The organism is Streptomyces varsoviensis (assembly GCF_000718635.1).
Taxonomy (GTDB): Bacteria; Actinomycetota; Actinomycetes; order Streptomycetales; family Streptomycetaceae; genus Streptomyces; species Streptomyces varsoviensis.
Genome location: NZ_JOBF01000028.1, coordinates 80,196 through 93,007, shown reverse-complemented (window position 1 = coordinate 93,007; position 12,812 = coordinate 80,196). Strand labels below are relative to the sequence as shown.

The 12,812-nt window shown below is 72.1% G+C and carries 17 protein-coding genes; 6 read left to right on the top strand and 11 right to left on the bottom strand.

Annotation, left to right across the window (positions count from 1 at the left end; translation table 11 throughout):
* Nucleotides 1-103: 103 nt before the first annotated feature.
* Nucleotides 104-421: an SCO4848 family membrane protein gene (locus IF55_RS40960; RefSeq protein ID WP_048832827.1), complete on the top strand. Its 318-nt coding sequence runs from the start codon at nucleotides 104-106 to the stop codon at nucleotides 419-421.
* Nucleotides 422-432: 11 nt separating this feature from the next.
* Here the strand turns inward: IF55_RS40960 and IF55_RS30890 are convergent, their stop codons facing one another.
* Nucleotides 433-1,131, bottom strand: coding sequence for a TetR/AcrR family transcriptional regulator (locus IF55_RS30890; RefSeq protein ID WP_030893324.1), 699 nt, complete (start codon nucleotides 1,129-1,131; stop codon nucleotides 433-435).
* 261 nt (nucleotides 1,132-1,392) lie between these two features.
* Between IF55_RS30890 and IF55_RS30885 the strand changes: the two genes are divergently transcribed.
* Nucleotides 1,393-2,517 (top strand): FAD-dependent oxidoreductase, encoded by a 1,125-nt coding sequence (locus tag IF55_RS30885; protein WP_030893326.1) that lies wholly within the window; start codon nucleotides 1,393-1,395, stop codon nucleotides 2,515-2,517.
* Between the two features lie 146 nt (nucleotides 2,518-2,663).
* On the opposite strand, the gene IF55_RS30880 is transcribed toward IF55_RS30885, so the two are convergent.
* Nucleotides 2,664-2,993 (bottom strand): branched-chain amino acid transporter permease, encoded by a 330-nt coding sequence (locus IF55_RS30880; protein ID WP_030893328.1) that lies wholly within the window; start codon nucleotides 2,991-2,993, stop codon nucleotides 2,664-2,666.
* On the bottom strand, nucleotides 2,986-3,927 hold the full coding sequence (locus IF55_RS30875; RefSeq protein ID WP_106980506.1) for an AzlC family ABC transporter permease: 942 nt from the start codon (nucleotides 3,925-3,927) through the stop codon (nucleotides 2,986-2,988). Before IF55_RS30875 ends, IF55_RS30880 begins: the two co-directional genes overlap by 8 nt.
* A gap of 62 nt (nucleotides 3,928-3,989) precedes the next feature.
* Here IF55_RS30875 and IF55_RS30870 point away from each other — a divergent pair, with 62 nt between their 5' ends.
* Entirely contained in the window at nucleotides 3,990-4,448 is a 459-nt protein-coding gene (locus tag IF55_RS30870; protein WP_030893331.1) for an Lrp/AsnC family transcriptional regulator, read from the top strand.
* Nucleotides 4,449-4,505: 57 nt separating this feature from the next.
* On the opposite strand, the gene IF55_RS30865 is transcribed toward IF55_RS30870, so the two are convergent.
* The 6 genes from IF55_RS30865 to IF55_RS30840 form a co-directional block, all read right to left on the bottom strand.
* Nucleotides 4,506-4,898 (bottom strand): VOC family protein, encoded by a 393-nt coding sequence (locus IF55_RS30865; protein ID WP_030893333.1) that lies wholly within the window; start codon nucleotides 4,896-4,898, stop codon nucleotides 4,506-4,508.
* Nucleotides 4,895-5,188, bottom strand: a complete 294-nt coding sequence (locus IF55_RS30860; RefSeq protein WP_030893335.1) for an ArsR/SmtB family transcription factor — start codon at nucleotides 5,186-5,188, stop codon at nucleotides 4,895-4,897. Before IF55_RS30860 ends, IF55_RS30865 begins: the two co-directional genes overlap by 4 nt.
* Before the next feature lie 134 nt (nucleotides 5,189-5,322).
* On the bottom strand, nucleotides 5,323-6,066 hold the full coding sequence (locus IF55_RS30855) for a hypothetical protein (protein ID WP_030891403.1): 744 nt from the start codon (nucleotides 6,064-6,066) through the stop codon (nucleotides 5,323-5,325).
* Nucleotides 6,067-6,182: 116 nt separating this feature from the next.
* Nucleotides 6,183-6,617, bottom strand: coding sequence for a DUF2267 domain-containing protein (locus IF55_RS30850; RefSeq protein ID WP_030891406.1), 435 nt, complete (start codon nucleotides 6,615-6,617; stop codon nucleotides 6,183-6,185).
* Nucleotides 6,618-6,750: 133 nt separating this feature from the next.
* Complete coding sequence (locus IF55_RS30845; protein ID WP_030891410.1) at nucleotides 6,751-7,146, bottom strand: DUF2267 domain-containing protein; 396 nt, start codon at nucleotides 7,144-7,146, stop codon at nucleotides 6,751-6,753.
* A 121-nt stretch (nucleotides 7,147-7,267) separates the two neighbouring features.
* Complete coding sequence (locus tag IF55_RS30840) at nucleotides 7,268-7,717, bottom strand: Hsp20/alpha crystallin family protein (RefSeq protein ID WP_030891413.1); 450 nt, start codon at nucleotides 7,715-7,717, stop codon at nucleotides 7,268-7,270.
* 129 nt (nucleotides 7,718-7,846) lie between these two features.
* Here IF55_RS30840 and IF55_RS30835 point away from each other — a divergent pair, with 129 nt between their 5' ends.
* Nucleotides 7,847-8,545, top strand: coding sequence for a hypothetical protein (locus IF55_RS30835; protein WP_048832825.1), 699 nt, complete (start codon nucleotides 7,847-7,849; stop codon nucleotides 8,543-8,545).
* Between the two features lie 31 nt (nucleotides 8,546-8,576).
* On the opposite strand, the gene IF55_RS30830 is transcribed toward IF55_RS30835, so the two are convergent.
* Nucleotides 8,577-9,260 carry a haloacid dehalogenase type II gene (locus tag IF55_RS30830; RefSeq protein WP_030891419.1) on the bottom strand — a complete coding sequence of 228 codons (684 nt, stop codon included), beginning with the start codon at nucleotides 9,258-9,260 and terminating at the stop codon, nucleotides 8,577-8,579.
* A 99-nt stretch (nucleotides 9,261-9,359) separates the two neighbouring features.
* On the opposite strand from IF55_RS30830, the gene IF55_RS30825 reads away from it, so the two are divergent.
* Together IF55_RS30825 and IF55_RS30820 are read left to right on the top strand one after the other, a co-directional pair.
* Nucleotides 9,360-9,914: a CGNR zinc finger domain-containing protein gene (locus tag IF55_RS30825; RefSeq protein ID WP_030891422.1), complete on the top strand. Its 555-nt coding sequence runs from the start codon at nucleotides 9,360-9,362 to the stop codon at nucleotides 9,912-9,914.
* 308 nt (nucleotides 9,915-10,222) lie between these two features.
* Nucleotides 10,223-11,764: a D-alanyl-D-alanine carboxypeptidase family protein gene (locus IF55_RS30820; RefSeq protein ID WP_078645559.1), complete on the top strand. Its 1,542-nt coding sequence runs from the start codon at nucleotides 10,223-10,225 to the stop codon at nucleotides 11,762-11,764.
* Nucleotides 11,765-11,840: 76 nt separating this feature from the next.
* Here the strand turns inward: IF55_RS30820 and IF55_RS30815 are convergent, their stop codons facing one another.
* Complete coding sequence (locus tag IF55_RS30815; RefSeq protein WP_078645557.1) at nucleotides 11,841-12,794, bottom strand: YihY/virulence factor BrkB family protein; 954 nt, start codon at nucleotides 12,792-12,794, stop codon at nucleotides 11,841-11,843.
* Nucleotides 12,795-12,812 lie beyond the last annotated feature (18 nt).

Sequence of the window (12,812 nt, the reverse complement as noted above, 5' to 3'; positions counted from 1 at the left end):
CCATCCGACGGGCTCACCCATGACAGCCATACCCAGAACCCCTGGGCCCCTCGATCTTACGAATGACCGAAGCAGACCCACGCTTGAAAGGTAGGACACCCCCATGAAGCTCAGCCGCCCCGTCTCCTGGTTCCTGCTCGCCTTCGGTGTCTGGTCCTGGGTGGTCTGGACGACCTTCGTCAAGAACCTGTGGAAGGACGGGAGCGGACTCGCGTTCGACGACGGCGAGCCCACCGCGTACTTCTGGGTGCACCTGACGCTCGCGATCGTCTCCTTCCTCCTGGGCACGGCGATCGGCCTCATCGGCCTGCGCGGCGTACGCGCCCACCGCGCGGCCGCCGAGCCGGACGCCGCCGAGCCGGGGACCGCCCCGCGGACGGCCGCCGAGGAGCGGAAGACCGAGGAGCAGAAGGCCCGGTAACCGGGCGGTCCCTAACCGCCCACCGGGGGTGCCCAGCGGGCGGTGATGCCGTCGAGGATGATGTCGATGCCGGCGACGAACTCCACCCGGTCGTCGTGGGCGCGCAGTTGTTCCGCGATGCCGCGGGTGAACGGGTACTCGTCGGGGTCGAGGCTCGCCCAGTCGTCCGCGGCGGCGTTGATGAAGTCGGACCGGTCCGTGCCCGGGTCGCGCTGGTGCTGGGCGCGGGCGTTGGCCGCGTTCAGCCCGCCCGTGCCGAGGATGTAGCTCTGGAGCGCGGACAAGGCGGTGAACTGGGCGGCGTGCGGCACCCCGAGCGCCTGGAGCTGACGTCCGATGCGCTCGAAGACCCGCAGCATCGGTGACCGCGCCGGGGCGCGGGAGAGGTCGCCGCCGATCCACGGATGGCCGTCGACCGCGTCGAACACGGCGAGCGCGAGGCCGCGGATCGTCTCCCGCGGGGTGGCGCCCGACGGCGCCGCGGCCATGGCCTCGGCGACGATGACATCGGTGGCCGCGGTGAGGAGTTCGTCCTTCCCCGCGACGTGCCAGTAGATCGCGCCGGGCCCGGTGGCGAGGCGTTCGGCCAGCGCGCGGAACGTCAGTCCGCCCTCTCCCGCCGTGTCGAGGAGTTCGATCGCGGCCTCGACGATGCGCTCGCGTGAGAGCGGCTTCTCCCGTCGCTCCGTGCGACGCGTCCTGGTTGCCATGCCCCCATCCTGACACAGGGCTGGAATGACGTTCCAGCTTGACAACTCTGGAACGCCGCTCCACTCTGGAATGGACATTGGAACGGCGTTCCAGCCCCGTCCTGGGCCATGCGGCCACTGCGGCCACTGCGGCCATCGCGACCACTGCGGCCACCGCGGCCATCACCGCCATCACGGAGACCGCGGAGCGCCCGAGCACGCAGAGCACGCAAACACGCGGAGCGCCCGAACAAGCGGAGCACGCGAGCAAGGGGAATCACCATGAGCACTCACGTCACGATCATCGGCGCCGGCCTCGGCGGTCTCGCCCTGGCCCGCGTCCTGCACATCAACGGCATCCCGGCCACCGTCTACGAGGCGGACGCGTCCCCGACCGCCCGCACGCAGGGCGGGATGCTCGACATCCACAGCGACACCGGACAGGTCGCGCTCCAGGCGGCGGGCCTGACGGACGAGTTCCGGAGCCTGATCCTGGAGGGCCGCCAGGCGATGCGGATGCTCGCCTCGGACGGGTCCGTCCTGGTCGAGGAGGGCGACGACGGCACGGGCGGCCGGCCCGAGGTGCAGCGCGGCGAGCTGCGGCAGACGCTGCTCGCGTCGCTCCCGGACGGCACCGTCCGGTGGGGGCACAAGGTAAGCGGCGTCCGCTCCCTCGGCGCGGGCGCCCACGAGGTGACCTTCGCCGACGGCTCCACCGTCACCACGGACCTGCTGGTCGGCGCGGACGGCGCCTGGTCCAAGGTCCGGCCGCTGCTCTCCGGCGCGAAGCCGCGGTACGTGGGCAGTTCGGTCGTCGAGAGCCATCTGTACGACGCCGACACCCGGCACTCCGCCACGGCGAAGGCGGTCGGCGGCGGCTCGATGCTGGCGCTCGCGCCGGGCAAGGGCATCATGGGCCACCGCGAGAGGGGCGAGACCCTGCACACCTACGTGTCGCTGGCGAGGCCCCAGGAGTGGTTCGCCGCCATCGATTTCACCGACGCCGACGCGGCCGCCGCGCGGATCGCGGCGGAGTTCGAGGGCTGGGCCCCGGAGCTGACCGCGCTGATCACCGACGCCGACACCGCGCCCGTACTCCGCCCGCTCTTCGCCCTGCCGGCCGAGCACCGCTGGGAGCGGGTGCCCGGCGCGACCCTGATCGGCGACGCCGCCCACCTCTCGGCCCCGAACGGCGAAGGCGCCAACCTGGCGATGCTGGACGGCGCCGAACTCGGCCAGGCCCTCGCCGCCCACCCCGGCGACGTCGAGGCCGCGCTCGCCGCGTACGAGCGCCCGATGTTCCCGCGCAGCGCCAAGGCGGCCATCGACGGCGACAAGCTCTACGAGCTGATGTACGGTGCCGAGTCGCCCCAGGGCATGGTCGACCTGTTCTCCGGTCAGGGCTGACGCGGGCTGCCGGCCGGGGCTGACCGAGCGGGGGACGCGCGCGGGCCGGCCGACCTCGGGGAGCGGAGACCGGCCGGCCTCAGGGAGCGGAGACCGTTCGGCTCAGGGAGGCCGGCCCGGCCTCAGGACCGGCCTCAGGCCCGGCCTCAGGCGGCGAAGACCGTGCTGGCCAGGACCACGTGGACCGCCGTGCCGCAGAGGATGCTGAGCAGGACGTTGCGGCGCCAGATGTGCAGGCCGACGGTGACGGCGAGGGCGATCAGCGGGGCCAGGCTGCCGGTGTGGCCGAGGGGGATGTCGCGCAGGCAGTAGACGAGCAGGATGATCATGACGCCGGCGGGCACGCGGGCGCTGAGGTACTGCACGGTCTTGCTGGCCCGCAGCGGGGTGAGGGCGGCGAAGGGCAGGGCGCGCAGGCCCCAGGTCACGGCGGCGGTGACGAGGATGGCGGCGATGGCGTAGCGGGTGTCAGGCACGGCTCGGGCTCCCGCCGCTCCGGTCGCCGCCGGCCAGGCCGGGTTGGCGGCCCAGGTCCGTACCGTCAGGGCCCATACCGCCCGGACTCGTACCGCTCGGCCTCGTACCGTACGCGTCCGCCGCGTGCGCCGTGCTCGCGTGCGCCGCGCTCGCGCCCGTACCGCCCGTGGTCGCGCTCCCCGCCTTCCTGCCGGCGGCGAAGTGGCGGGCCAGGAGGCCGGCCGTGAACAGGGCGAAGGCGGCCAGGAGCATTTCGCCGGGGAAGAGGAGCCGCGCGGCGAGCGCGCTGAGCAGGGCGAGCACGGGGGTGGGCAGGTCGCCGCGGAGATCGCGGACGGCGTCGACGGCCAGGACCGCGAACAGGGCGGTGAGGGCGAAGTCCAGCCCGGTGACGCGCTCCGGGATGAGCGAGCCGAGGAGCGCTCCGGCGACCGCGCTGCCCACCCAGTACAGGTGCAGGAAGAGCTGGAGGCACACGATGCGGCGGCCGGTCCAGGCGCGGGCCTGCTCCCCGGCGGCCAGCGCGTACGCCTCGTCGCACAGGGCGAAGGTGCTGTACGTCTTGGAGACGCGGCCGGGTATGCGGTGCAGGGGGAAGGACAGCGCGTAGAAGACGTGCCGGACGTTCACCATGAACGCGGACACGCCGATCGTCGCGAGCGGCGCCACGGCCGTGACCAGGCCGATGAGCAGGAACTCGAACGAGCCGCCGAAGGCGAGCGCCGCCGACAGCCCCGCCCACCACCACTCCAGCCCCGACTGCGTCACCAGCGCCCCGAAGGCGAGCCCGACCGTGACGAATCCCAGGCCCGCGCCGATGGAGTCCTTGAAGGCCGCGAGGGCCTGGGACGGGAGCGCCGGGGCGGCGGGCGCGGCCGGCGGGACGGGCGAGGGACGCGGGGGACCCACGGTGACGGGCGGGCTCGTGTGCATGGTGAAATCCTAGGAAGAATTCCACCTAATTTGGTTGCTTATTGCGGCTCTATAATGGGCCCGTGAGCAATGAAGTGAGCCTGGACGCCGTGGATCGCGAAATTCTGTTTCACCTCCGCCGGGACGGGCGGCTGACCAACGTCGAGCTGGCCAAGCGGGTCGGGCTGACGCCGCCGCCCTGTCTGCGGCGGGTAAAACGGCTGGAGGAGACCGGCGTCATCACCGGATACCGGGCCGTCATCAATCCGGAGGCGGTGGGCCGCGGCCTGGAGGTGCTGGTGGCCGTCGAGATCTACGCCCAGGACCGCAAGAGCTTCGAGGAATTCGAGTCCACCATGGCCTCGTACGACGAGGTCATAGAGTTCCGCCGGATGTACGGGCGCCCGGACTATTTCCTGCGCGTCGCCGTCGCGGACCACGCCGCGTACGAGGCGTTCCTCACGCGGAAACTCAGCGGACTACCGGCCGTGCTGCGCCTCGAATCGCATCTGACGATGAAAGAGGTCAAGACGAATCCGTGAGGGCCCGGGGCCCCGGGCGTGTACGGCCCAGGGCCCCCGAAAGCGTGCGGATCGGCGTCACGCCATGTCGCCCTGCATGATCTGGATCAGATTTCCGCAGGTGTCGTCGAATACCGCGACGGTGACCGGGCCCATGTCCGCCGGCTCCTGGGTGAACCGCACGCCGAGCCCGCGCAGCCGCTCGTACTCGGCCTGTACGTCGTCCACGGCGAAGGCGGTGGCCGGGATGCCGTCCTGGACCAGGGCCGTCTTGTACGGCTGTACGGCGGGGTGGCCGGAGGGTTCGAGCACCAGCTCGGTGCCGTCGGGGCGCTCCGGGGAGACCACGGTCAGCCACCGGTCCTCGCCCATCGGAATGTCGTGCTTCAGCAGGAAGCCCAGCACTTCGGTGTAGAAGCGCTTGGCCACTTCCTGGTCGTCGACGAAGACGCTGGTGAGGTTGATTCTCATGGATTGCTCTCCCGTGCATCGGGCCTGAGCCACCGGGTCACGATGCACTCAAGGGGTTCGGTGTTCAGATCGTGGAACTTGTAGCGGCCTTCTCGCCGCGAATGGACGAGATCCGCGGCTTCGAGTACGGCCAGGTGCTGGCTTATCGCCTGCCGGGACAGGCCGAGACCGTGATTGGTGATGAGCCGGGCGCATATCTCGAAGAGGGTCTGGCCGTCCCGTTCCACCAATTCGTCAAGGATGCGCCGACGGGTGGGGTCGGCCAGCGCCTTGAAGACATCCTCTGTCACCGTTCCACGATAGGCAAGTCCTCACTTGCCTATCAAGCCGGGCGTACGGGAGGGGGCGTCGGATCATCGGGCGGGGTTAGGCGGGAGAGGCGGGAGATTAATCGGGGGGGGATGGCGGGGGGCTTGGGCGGGGATTAGTCGTGGGAGCTGATGATGCCGCCGTTGCTCAGGACGATGTAGACCCCATTGGCGTCCACACCGACATCGTGCCGGCCGGCCGTCTCGATGGTGTCGACGACCTTGCCGTCGCGGTCGAGGAGCTGGGCGCGGTAGTGGAGTTCGCCGACCTTGGTGACCTTGGCGTCGAAGCCGCCCTTGAGGGCGAAGGTGCCCGGCCCGCTCTGGCCGCCGCCCATCCAGGCGTGCACCCTGCCGTCGGTGGTGAGCACGACGAACATGTCGTTGGCGTCGAGCCCGGCGGCGGCGTCGTGCGTCTCGATGGTCGCCAGGACGTCGCCCTTGTTGACGATCTTGGCGCGGAAGTTCTGGTCGCCGACCTTGGTGACGCGGGCCTCGCTGCCGTCCGGCAGCGGCAGGTTGCTGACCGCTGTCCCTGACCCGTCGCCGCTGGCGGAGCCGTTCACGCCGCCGGAGCGCGCGCCCGCGGCACCCGACTTGGTGCCGGTCTGCCCGCCGGTCTCGGTACCGGTCTTGGCATCGGCGCCCTGCCCCTGGGCGGCGGCACCGGAGGCCGAGCCGTTGGACTCGGCCGCCGCCGCGTTGCCCACGGACTTCGCGCCGCTGTCGTCCGACCCGGAGCAGGCCGTCAGGCTGAGCCCGGCGGCCGCCGTCAGGGCGACGGCGGCCATGCGCAGCGTACGGCGGCGACGGGCGGTGAGAGCGGTGTGGGCGGCGAGAGCGGTGGGCTTGGAGCGCATTGCGGGTCCCCCGGGGCAGTCGGTGGCGTCGTTCGTTTCCTCGGTACGCCCCCACTCTGGCCGCCCCCGCTACCGCCGGAATGCCGCTCCGCTAACGTCCGGCTAACCCGCGTGGCTCAGGCCGCTTGAGTGAGTTCGGCGCGGCCGAACAGGAGCGCGTACCCGGTGGGGAGTTGGTCAAGGATGCGGGTGAGGAGGGCGGGTCCCGCGAGGGTGGCGACGGCGGTCAGGACGGTGCTGGTGTCCCAGCGGGCGGTGGCCGGGGTCGCGCCGGTGCGGGTGGCGAGGTCGTTGACGAAGGCCCGGCCGGTGAGGGGTTCGAGCGCGGGGACCTGTGCGGTGAGGATGGCGGCGGCCTCGAAGGGCAGGCGGGCGGCCAGTTCGACGCGTTCGTCGCCGGTCAGTTGGCGTCCGAGTCCTGACAGGACCTGGTGGACGGCTTCCGCGGCCCGTTCCCTGGTGGGGTAGGCCCCTTCGTAGCGGACCTTTTCCAGCATCTGCTCGAACGTCGTCGCCGGACGGCTCGGGAGCGGTTCGCGCTGGTCGGACATCACTGCGGTAGTCGCCTTTCTCATCGGGCTTCTCGTGGGGTTTCTCGTCGGGCTTCTCGTGGGGTTTCTTGTCGGGCTTCTCGTGGGTTTCTCGTGGGTTTCTGATCAGTGATCAGTGATCAGTGATCAGTGGTCAGGTGGGCTGCGGGCGGCCGAAGAGGAGGTCGTAGCCGGCGGGGAGCTGGAGCAGGATCCGCCGCGTGAGGTGATCGCCGGCGGCGTCGGCCGCGGTGCTGAGGACAGCGCTGACATCCCAGGCCGCGGTCGTCTCGGTGGCGCCCTCGATCCAGGCCGCCGTGGCCCGCACGAACCGCTCCGGCGAGAGCGGTTCCGCGCTCTGCAGCGGGTTGAGGAGGATCAGGGCGAACGCCTCGGGCAGCCGCGCGGCCAGTTCGGCCCGTACGCCGCCCACCAGGTGGGCGCCGAGCAGGGCGAGGACGACCCGGGCCGCGCGTTCCGCTTCCTGGTCGCTCTCGTACTCGCCGCGCTCCTTCACCCGGTCGAGGAACGCTTCCCGTCGCAGGACCACGTCCGCCACCGCCTCTCCTGGTCCGGCCACCTGGCCCGGTCGCCTGGTCCGGTCACCTGGTCCGAGGGCGCGCAGGAGGGCGGGAGGGGGCCGGGCGCCTGTCCTGCGCTGCCTGCCGGGTTCAGCCGGGGATCTTCTCGGGGGAAGGCCGCGCGCTGATGGAGATCTTGCGGGGCTTGGCGCGCTCGGTGATCGGGATGCGCAGGGTCAGCACACCGGCGTCGTAGGCGGCCGTGATGCGCTCGGCGTCCAGCGTCTCGGCCAGCACCATCTGGCGGGAGAAGACGCCCAGCGGCCGTTCCGACAGGTCCATGTGCACGTCGCCGGAGTTCGCCACGGGCCGGCGCTCGGCCTTGACGGTCAGCGTGTTCCGCTCGACGTCGATGTCGATCGCCTCCGGGCTGACGCCGGGGAGGTCGAAGGCCACCACGTACTCGTCGCCCTCGCGGTAGGCGTCCATCGCCATCGGGGCGGGCCGGGTCCATGTGCCGGCGCCGGCCAAGTGCTGGGCGAGGCGGTCGAATTCGCGGAACTCACGGAACTCGCCGAAAGGGCCGGTGCGCATCAACATCGCGAAACACCTCCAGAAGGTTCGGGCTGCTACCCGCCAATGCGCTTCACTGGCATCGTTGTAGCATGTCATCCAATGGATGACAAACGACACGTCGTCGAAAGGACGACAAGCCATGAAGGGGTCCCCGTGAACACAGCAGGTCAGCCGCCCCCCTCCGGCACCGACGCCCGGAGCCCTGCCTCGTTCCTGGCCGCCGCGGCGGCCCTGGAGACCATCGACCGCGCCATGCACGAGGCCCGCAGCCACGCCGCCGACCCGGCCGGCGCGGACGCCGGCCCGCAACAGGCCCTGGCGTCCCTGCTCCTGCTGCGGCAGGTCCGCGAACAGCTCGCCGGGTGGGAGACGGGCCTCATCGAAACCGCCCGCGACGCGGGTGCGAGCTGGGCCGACCTCGCCCGGCCCCTGGGCGTCGCCAGCCGCCAGGCCGCCGAACGCCGCTACCTGCGCAACCGCCCCGGCCCCGCCGGAACCACCGCGGAACAGCGGGTCCAGGCCACACGCGAGAGCCGCGCCGCCGACCGCACCCACACGGCCTGGGCCCGCGACAACGCCGCGGCCCTGCGCCGCCTCGCCGGGCAGATCTCCGCACTCACCGACCTCCCCACCGCCGCCCGCGCGCCCCTGGGCCGCCTCGACGCCGCCCTCGCCCACAACGACCCCGCGGCCCTCGTCCACCCGTTGGCCACGACCCGCCCCTACCTGACCCCCGCCCACCCCCGCCTCGCCGCCCAGCTCGACACCCTCATCGGCCGAGACGCGGACCGAGGCGCAGGCCAAGGCCAAGACGAAGGCGGCCGGCACCCCGGCCGCCCCGGCCGCGCGTAACAAGGCAACACCGCGAACTGGGGGGTGACAGTCAGGGCCGCAGGGCCCCCGGCAGCTCGCTCAAAGCACGCAAGTGCAGGTCGAAGCGGTCTTCGGGGGCGGGCGGGTCGCCTCCGGGGCGCTCCAGGTAGGCGGTGCGCAGGCCGCACGCTTGGGCGCCGCGGAGGTCCCAGGCGTGGGAGGCGACCATCAGCATGCGGTCGGCGGGCCGGTCCGCCCAGTCGATCGCCAGCCGGTATACGGACGGGTCGGGCTTGTACGCGGAAGCGGCCCGCGCGGAGAGCGCGGTGTGCCAGCGCAGTCCGGTCCGCGCGTTCATGCGGAGCAGTTCCGTGGGGTCGGCGTTGGAGAGGCCGATCACCTCGTGGTCTTCGCAGAGTTGGGCGAGGGCAGCAGCGGAGTCGGGCCAGGCGGACCGCTGCCGGGCCGCGTGCACCAGCGCGTCGGCGGCGGCCGGGTCGGTCAGGCCCGCGGCGTCGGCGACCGCCTGCGCGGCCTCGCGGTCGATCACGGCGCCGGGCGCGTAGGCCCGTTCCCCGGCGTTGACGCGGCGCTGTTCGGTGGAGACGTGGCGGTCCCAGAGCGCGGCCAGGTCGTCGGTCTGTCCGGCGTCGGAGGCGACCCCGGCGAGCGCGGTGCGCAGGGCCCCGGTGTCGTCCACGAGGGTGCCCAGGATGTCGAAGACGATCGTGTCGATGTCGTGCAGGGGTGGCATGACTCTCCCGAATTTCGTCAGTTTCGTCACCGGTTCAGTTTCGTCACCGGTTCAGGTGGTGATTCTGCGCTTCGCGCCGTCACCGGTCAAACTGGTGACATGAGTGACCAGACCTTTGTGTTCGTCAGCGGCAACGCCGCACTGGATCTCGTCGGGACGGTGGGGTGGCGCCGCACGGCGCCCCGCGACCAGCTCGCCGAACCCGCCGACCTGCGCCGATGGATAGCCGGGGCCGGGCTGCTGACCGAGGGGCCGGCCGAGGTGGACTCCGCCGCGTTCGCCGACGCCCTTGAGCTGCGGGAGGCGGTCCACCGGCTGGCCCATGACCGGCTGGCGGGGCGCGAGTTCGACCGCCGCGCCCTGGAGGTCGTGAACGGGGTCGCCGCGGCCCCGGGGCGGCGTCCGGCGCTCACCGACGCCGGAGTGCGCTTCCACGGCGGCACCGCCGCCGCGCTGGCCGACATCGCCGCGTCGGCGATCACGCTCCTCGCGGACGGCGACGCCGTGCTCAAGGAGTGCGGGCGCGAGAGCTGCACGCGGCTCTACGTCGACCGCTCCCGAGGGGCCCGCCGCACCTGGTGCGGCATGGACGAGTGCGGCAACCGCGTGAAGGCGGCGGCCTACCGCGCCCGCCGCCGCGCCGAACGTACGTGACCGGCCGGGGCGACAGCCGGAGCCGCACCCCAGGCCAAAGCCCCAGGCCAAAGCCCCAGGCCGAAGCCCCAGGCCGAAGCCCTCGGTCGAAGCCCCGCCCGAAGCCGAAACCCCGGCCCCTCCGAGGGCCCGGCAGGCCCGAGCCGGCCCCGCCCGCCCGGCCGACGGCAGTACGGAGCAACCCCGGCCGGGCCCACGGCCTCTATAGAAGGGAGGCAACGAACGGCGTCACGGGCGCTGGCCCGTGTTGCACGTCGGCGCGCAGCCGCCGGACGCCCTCGGTCAGTGCCCCATGAAGGGTGATCCAGATGAATCAGCTCCGCACTCAGCTCCGCACTCCGAAGGCGGGCGGGCGGCAGGAGGCGGGGCGGCTGGGCTTCGTGGGGTCCGAGACGGATACGAGTACGGGCCGGAGTGCGGATCAGAGTGCCGATCGGGGCACGGCCCGGGGTACGAATACGGACACTGGTCCCATTGGTCCTGCCCGCGAGGTGCGATCGGGTGACTCACTGATCGACACGCAGGGTCAGGGGGGTACGTTCACCAGCGTGCCGACGATTTTCCGTGTTCCGAGGGTTCCGAGGGTTCCGAGGGTTCCGAGGGCGCCCAGGGTGCCGAGGTCCGCCGCGACGCGTTACGGGGCCGTGGCCCTGACGACCGCGTCCCTGGTGCTGCCCGCGCTGCTCACCGCCGCCCCCGCCCAGGCCGCCGACCACACCGACGACAAGGGGAAGCCGCCGGTCAAACCCCCGGCGCAGATGTCCACGGTCGGCGGTGACCTCCTCGGCCGCCCCGGACCCCAGGTCCAGCCGGAGGCGGGCGCCCCGGCGCTGCCGAAGGAGCTCTCCGGGCGGTCCTGGCTGGTGGCGGACGCCGAGTCCGGCGAGATCCTGGCCGCCGAGAACGCGCACTGGCCGCTGCCGCCCGCCTCCACGCTGAAGATGCTGTTCGCGGACACCGTGCTGCCGAAGTTCCCCAAGACCCAGACGCACAAGGTGGCCCCGGCCGAACTCCAGGGCATGGGCGCGGGCAGCAGCACGGTGGGCATCAAGGAGAACCTGACGTACACGGTCCACGACCTGTGGCGCGGTGTCTTCCTGCGGTCGGGCAACGACGCCGTGCACGTGCTGTCCGCGATGAACGGCGGCATCTCGAAGACCGTCGCCGACATGCAGGCCCACGCCAAGGAGCTGCGGGCCGACGACACGCACGTCGTCTCCCCCGACGGGTACGACGAGCCGGGCCAGGTCTCCAGCGCGTACGACCTCACGCTCTTCGCCCGTTCCGGCCTCCAGAAAGCGGACTTCCGGGAGTACTGCTCGACGCAGAGCGCCCAGTTCCCGGGCGAGGAGAAGAAGGACAAGAAGGGCACAAAGCGCGAGGACTTCGGTATCCAGAACACCAACCGGCTGCTCGTCGGCGACCAGGCGCACGGCGTCCAGCCGTACAAGGGCATCGCGGGCGTCAAGAACGGCTACACGACCAACGCCGGGTCCACCTTCACCGGCGTCGCACAGCGCGGTGAGCGGAAACTGCTGGTCACGGTCATGAACCCGCAGAAGGCGGAGGCGGACGAGGTCTACAAGGAGAGCGCGAGGCTGCTCGACTGGGGCTTCGCCGCGGCCGGGCACGTCAAGCCTGTGGGCATGCTGGTGCCGCCGCAGGGCGTCGGCGACAAGTCCGGCGGCAAGCCGAGCGCCAAGAACCAGAGCGGCGCGCAGGCGTCGGTCGCCGGTTCCGGGGGCGGCGGCATGGGCACCGCCCTGGGCATCGCCGGCGGCGCGGTCGTCGTCCTCGCCGCCGCGGTGTTCCTCGTCAACCGCCGCTGGCCGCTCCGCCGCCGCTCCTGAACGGCGACGGGGGGCCGTACCCGCCCCGGGGACGTGCGTACGCCCGTACCACGCGCCCCGCCCGATGGGCCGCGCCTCATTCCCTGACGGCCGTGGCGCCGCTCGACGCGGCCGAGGCCGAGGGCGAGGGCGCGGTGGTGGGTTCCGGGGCCGGCCCGGGGGCGGGGGCGGTCTCGCCCGCGGTGGCGGAGGGGGTGGCGGTCCAGGCGGCGCAGAACAGGGTCAGTTTCGCGGTGAAGCTGATCCACAGGAGCAGGGCGACGGGGGTGCCGAAGGCCCCGTACATGCTCTTGGCGGCGACGCCCTGGAGGTAGCCGCTGAGCAGCAGCTTGAGCAGTTCGAAGCCGACGGCGCCGATGAGGCCGGCGACGACGGTGCGGCGGCGGCCCGGGGAGACGCCGGGGAGCCGCGTGAGGACGTAGACCATCAGGACGAAGTCGGCGAGGACCGCGAAGCAGAAGCCCGCGACCGACAGCAGCGCGCTGCCCACGCCGCCCTCCGCCAGGCCGATCTTCTCCGCCACCCAGCCGACGGCCGAGGAGGCGAAGGCCGAGGCGCCGAAGGAGACGAGGGCCACCCCGCCCAGGCCCAGCAGGACCGCGGCGTCCTTGAGCTTGAGGACGATGGGGTTGCCGGGGTCCTCCTCCCGCTCCCAGACGGCGCGCAGGCACTCGCGGAGCGAGGTGACCCAGCCGATGCCGGTGAACAGCAGCAGCGCGCCCGCGACGATGCCGACCGTGGCGGCGTTGTCGACGAGGGAGCTGAGGTCGAGCTGGCCGGAGATGCCCGGTACCTGCTCCGCCAGCTTGTGTTCGAGGTCGCGCATCTGCTGCTTGCTGAGCAGCGCCGCCCCGATGGCCGCGCCGACCGTGATCAGCGGAAAGAGGGCGAGGAAGCTGGTGAAGGTGATCGCGGCCGCCAGCCGGTTCCATTTCACCCGCTCCAGCGTCTCGTACGAGCGCCACGCGTGGGTGCGCATCAGCCGGGCGATCACGGGGCCGATCCAAGGCAGCCGGGTCAACCAGTCCATGATCCACACCTATCCCTT

What these genes read in the sequence shown, in the direction of transcription:
- IF55_RS40960 (WP_048832827.1), top strand. Translation starts at nt 104, where the DNA reads ATGAAGCTCAGCCGCCCCGTCTCCTGGTTCCTGCTCGCCTTCGGTGTC.
- IF55_RS30890 (WP_030893324.1), bottom strand. Translation starts at nt 1,131, where the DNA reads ATGGCAACCAGGACGCGTCGCACGGAGCGACGGGAGAAGCCGCTCTCA.
- IF55_RS30885 (WP_030893326.1), top strand. Translation starts at nt 1,393, where the DNA reads ATGAGCACTCACGTCACGATCATCGGCGCCGGCCTCGGCGGTCTCGCC.
- IF55_RS30875 (WP_106980506.1), bottom strand. Translation starts at nt 3,927, where the DNA reads ATGCACACGAGCCCGCCCGTCACCGTGGGTCCCCCGCGTCCCTCGCCC.
- IF55_RS30865 (WP_030893333.1), bottom strand. Translation starts at nt 4,898, where the DNA reads ATGAGAATCAACCTCACCAGCGTCTTCGTCGACGACCAGGAAGTGGCC.
- IF55_RS30855 (WP_030891403.1), bottom strand. Translation starts at nt 6,066, where the DNA reads ATGCGCTCCAAGCCCACCGCTCTCGCCGCCCACACCGCTCTCACCGCC.
- IF55_RS30850 (WP_030891406.1), bottom strand. Translation starts at nt 6,617, where the DNA reads ATGTCCGACCAGCGCGAACCGCTCCCGAGCCGTCCGGCGACGACGTTC.
- IF55_RS30840 (WP_030891413.1), bottom strand. Translation starts at nt 7,717, where the DNA reads ATGTTGATGCGCACCGGCCCTTTCGGCGAGTTCCGTGAGTTCCGCGAA.
- IF55_RS30830 (WP_030891419.1), bottom strand. Translation starts at nt 9,260, where the DNA reads ATGCCACCCCTGCACGACATCGACACGATCGTCTTCGACATCCTGGGC.
- IF55_RS30825 (WP_030891422.1), top strand. Translation starts at nt 9,360, where the DNA reads ATGAGTGACCAGACCTTTGTGTTCGTCAGCGGCAACGCCGCACTGGAT.
- IF55_RS30820 (WP_078645559.1), top strand. Translation starts at nt 10,223, where the DNA reads ATGAATCAGCTCCGCACTCAGCTCCGCACTCCGAAGGCGGGCGGGCGG.
- IF55_RS30815 (WP_078645557.1), bottom strand. Translation starts at nt 12,794, where the DNA reads ATGGACTGGTTGACCCGGCTGCCTTGGATCGGCCCCGTGATCGCCCGG.